The sequence below is a fragment of the Bradyrhizobium sp. genome, assembly GCF_049581145.1.
Taxonomy (GTDB): Bacteria; Pseudomonadota; Alphaproteobacteria; order Rhizobiales; family Xanthobacteraceae; genus Bradyrhizobium.
In genome coordinates, this window is sequence record NZ_JBAURI010000402.1 from 1 (window position 1) to 3,682 (window position 3,682).

Sequence of the window (3,682 nt, forward strand, 5' to 3'; positions counted from 1 at the left end):
GCCTGGCAAGCAGCGAGACAGTCTCGATGAAGAAACCACCGACTGGAGAGCCGTATGCGGGAAAACCGCCCGTACGGTTCGGAGGGCGGGGTCGGCGAAAGTCGATCCCGACCCCTATCATAACCACAGGAAGTTGTCGCTACACCGCGCTGCGGCCGGCTCGGTATCAAAACGTCAATCAAAATCACTGTGATGAACCACTAGCCATACCCCTCGCTGCTGATGCCATACTCCTCGTAGATCGTCAGCGGATCGCGCGCGGGAAACAGCCGGCACTTGGCCTGCGCCAGATGCAGGCTGACAGCCGCGGGCTCGCGGCCGTGGGCCAGGAGCTTTCGGAGATCCTCCATATGGGCGCGCGGCTGATGCTTTTCGGGAAGCTGCTGCAGCGCGACGAAGGCCGTTGCCAACGCTTCGACCACAACCCATTCGTCGTGGCCCGTGACTCCTTTTCTCGGCATCGGCGGCCTCCACATTCCCAGGCGTGACCGTTTCGCACCACGCTGTCGAAATTCTACTCCGATCCAACAGCAACCGCCATCGAGCCTTTGGTCGCCGTGCGCGCGCTCATTCGACCTTGATACCTGCGGCGGCCACGACCTTTGCCCATTTTTCGGTCTCGCCCGCCATCAGTCTGCCAAAATCCGCGGGTGAGCCCGGCATCGCTTCGCCGGCAATTGCGGTGAAGCGCGCCTGCATCGCGCTGTCGGCGAAGGTCGCGTTGATTTCCCCGTTCAACCTTTCGATGATCTCGGCGGGCGTTTTTGCCGGAGCGGCGAGGCCATACCACTGGCTCGCATCATAACCCGGCAGCGAACTTGCAACCGTCGGCAGGTCTCGCAGCACCTCTGCATGCGATGCTGTTGTGACCGCAAGCGCCCGCAGCCTGCTTGACGTGATGTAGTCGACGGTTCCCGGCGCGGCAGCGAACATGATCTGTACCTGGCCGCCGATCAAATCGGCCAGCGCCGGGCTTTGGCCGCGATAGGGGATGTGAAGCATGCTGACGCCGGCCATGACATTGAACAATTCTGCCGCCATGTGCGGGGCGCTCCCGACGCCAGCGGACGCGAGGTTGAGCTTGCCCGGGTTTTGCTTGGCGTAGGCGATCAATTCGGTGATGGTCATGGCCGGACACGATGGATGGACCAGCACCACCATGGGGACGCGGACCACAGCCGCGACGGGAGCGATGTCGCGGAGGAAAACGAAATTCAGTTTTGGATAGAGCGCGGCATTGACCGCGTTGGGAAGCGTCGCAAGCAGCAGGGTGTATCCATCGGCCGGCGCATTCACCACCGCCTCGGTCGCGATATTGCCGTCGGCCCCGGTACGGTTTTCGGTCACGAAGGGCTGTCCGAGCCGCTGCGAGAGCCACTGACCCACAAGGCGCGCGGTGATATCGACGCCGCCGCCGGCGGAGAAACCCGCAAGGATGCGCACGGGGTGGTCAGGGTAAGGGCTTTGCGCGGAGGCAGGAGGAGGCATGGCCGAGAGCGCCGCGGCACCCCCGAGGAGACCGAGAAATTTGCGTCGCTTCATTTTTTACTCCGATTTCAGCGTTGCGTCGTGATGGTTTGGCGCCGCGTCGATAGAGCCGCAGGCTGCGTTCCATGCGGGGTTCGAGACGGCTGGTGATCATTTCGGGGTTGATGCACGGAGCGCGCGCGCGTAAAGCAGCGAAGGTTCTGCGAGTGCTCTTGCGTTCCAAAACATCGCAACCGGTGAATTCTTGTTACAACCTTCGCGTACGCAGTCGCCTTCGCGCTACAACCTGGTGCCTTCATGTTACAACTTTCGCGTAAGTAGCAGATCAGCAAGCATTTGCGACTAGCCTTCGGTCGCCGGCCGGAATCTCGAATCTGACGTTCGATTGGGTGCGGTCTGGCCAGCTGCAATACGGGCACATTCATGAGATTCCTCAGCTTCATTTACCGGGCCGTCACCAACTTCGCGTTTTTGGCCTCGGTCTATTTCAGCCTGAACTACGTCGAAAAATATAACAACCGCGCGATTTTGGCCATTCTGGTGCTGATCTACAGCGGCATGCGCGCGGCTTCGGCGCTGCGCACGTTCCATTCCTTCCAGCGCATCGAGCGGCTGGAAGTCGAAGCCCGCCGCGTCATCACGCTCGTCACCGACAGTGGGCTCCAGTCGCCCATCAGGAAGGATACCGTCTCCAACGTCACGACGATCCGCAGCGATGGTGAAGTCAAATCCTATATCGACCTGTTTTTTCTGGCGGCGGTGGTGCTGCTCTGTGTCGCCAAGATCGTGTCCGATTAAGATGCCACGACGCTTCAGCAATCGGATCTTTAGCGCAACAGGCGCTTGGTCAATTCCTCGAACATGACCCGGTTGCCGGCGGCGGAAAAATGGTCGTCGCCGACGATGTAAAGATGTTCGTACCAGTCCTTGTCGCGATCGGCGGCGGCAAAGAATACGGGAAACAGATCGATAAAGGCCTTGCAGCGGGTCGGGCAAAAGTCGCGCCATAGCCTGACCTGACGACTGTCGCGGTCGTTCTGCGCGATCTGCTGGGCCCATGGATAGACGACGATGGTCAGCGGAATGCCGCGGCTCGCCAGGAGGTCGGACAGCTTCCCCATGTTCTCGAGCGAACGCGCGATCCCGCCATCGACGCCGAGCGGCCGATACCTGGCAGGGTCGGGATTGGGCGTGGTCCAGCCGATTCGATTGTGGTCGGTCTCGATCCCGCGTCGCTTGTTGCCGAGCGCCGTCTGGAACCATCGCTTCGCGAGGACGCGGAGGCGGTTGGTGACGACGAAATGATCGATGAAGAAGTCGCGCTTGATGGCGGGCGGGGGAACGCTGCCGGCAGGCGTGGTGCAGAACTGGTGGTATTTCGGATCGTCGTCGATGCAGAAATAGGAGGTCGCTTCGTCCTCCACGTCCGAACTGTCCGACAACAGCACCACCTCGTCGAACTTCAGCCCGCGATCGAGCAGGTATTTGGTCTTCTTATAATAGATGACGGGCGAATAGGACGCGACGCCGGCATCAAGGAAATCGATCTTGTCGGCGCGCGCTTCGCCGGCCTTCTGAAGCAGGCCGGCGAACGAGTTCTCGAATGGCTGCCCAATGGCTTCGGCGAAGGAATCGCCCATCAACAGGATGCGGCGCCTGCTGGTCTGCAACGGCACGTCCCGCACCGCGCCGTCCTTGAAGCCGAGATTGTCCGTGATCAGCCGGTAGCGCCCTTCGCCCCAGACATCGTAGCCGTCGAAATTTGGCACAAGGCCATGATCATAGACCGGATCATAGATGCGCGGATTGCGCTCGCGCTCCTGTCCTGTCGTGTAAGCCGAGTAGGCAAAATCGAACATCAGAAACAGCGCAAGGCAATACAGCGACATTGCCGAATTGATCAGCAGCCGCCGCGGCGCGAAATGGGGCGCAAATGACCTCCTTCTGGGCTGCGGGGCTGGACGGTCCGACATCGTTTCCCTCATTGCCGACAGCCGTTTATGCGGCCTTGCCGACCGCCGCAAGCGGCAACGGAAAACGGACAAAAAACCCGCGACTTCGCTGCGCGCGCCTGAGGACGAGCGCGATCCGAACGCCTTGTCGACAGTTGAGATGACCCAGTCAACCCACGAGAGTTTTACCGGGGAGGAGCCAGCCTGCCGGGATCGGAGCGGACCGTTGGACGGGTGATGGC

The 3,682-nt window shown here is 61.0% G+C and carries 4 protein-coding genes; 1 reads left to right on the forward strand and 3 read right to left on the reverse strand.

The features are described 5' to 3' along the window. Positions 1-200 precede the first annotated feature (200 nt). Together WCB02_RS12995 and WCB02_RS13000 are read right to left on the reverse strand one after the other, a co-directional pair. Positions 201-461 (reverse strand): hypothetical protein, encoded by a 261-nt coding sequence (locus WCB02_RS12995; RefSeq protein WP_423958631.1) that lies wholly within the window; start codon positions 459-461, stop codon positions 201-203. 106 nt (positions 462-567) lie between these two features. Then, positions 568-1,542, reverse strand: coding sequence for a tripartite tricarboxylate transporter substrate binding protein (locus WCB02_RS13000; protein WP_423958632.1), 975 nt, complete (start codon positions 1,540-1,542; stop codon positions 568-570). A gap of 369 nt (positions 1,543-1,911) precedes the next feature. Here WCB02_RS13000 and WCB02_RS13005 point away from each other — a divergent pair, with 369 nt between their 5' ends. After that, on the forward strand, positions 1,912-2,286 hold the full coding sequence (locus WCB02_RS13005; protein WP_423958633.1) for a hypothetical protein: 375 nt from the start codon (positions 1,912-1,914) through the stop codon (positions 2,284-2,286). A gap of 29 nt (positions 2,287-2,315) precedes the next feature. Here the strand turns inward: WCB02_RS13005 and WCB02_RS13010 are convergent, their stop codons facing one another. Beyond that, a complete protein-coding gene (locus WCB02_RS13010; RefSeq protein ID WP_423958634.1) occupies positions 2,316-3,461 on the reverse strand; it encodes a hypothetical protein in 1,146 nt (381 codons plus the stop codon). Between the last annotated feature and the right edge of the window lie 221 nt (positions 3,462-3,682).

Excerpts from the sequence above, each read along its gene's own strand:
- WCB02_RS13000 (WP_423958632.1), bottom strand. The coding sequence starts at position 1,542 with ATGAAGCGACGCAAATTTCTCGGTCTCCTCGGGGGTGCCGCGGCGCTC.
- WCB02_RS13005 (WP_423958633.1), top strand. The coding sequence starts at position 1,912 with ATGAGATTCCTCAGCTTCATTTACCGGGCCGTCACCAACTTCGCGTTT.
- WCB02_RS12995 (WP_423958631.1), bottom strand. The coding sequence starts at position 461 with ATGCCGAGAAAAGGAGTCACGGGCCACGACGAATGGGTTGTGGTCGAA.
- WCB02_RS13010 (WP_423958634.1), bottom strand. The coding sequence starts at position 3,461 with ATGTCGGACCGTCCAGCCCCGCAGCCCAGAAGGAGGTCATTTGCGCCC.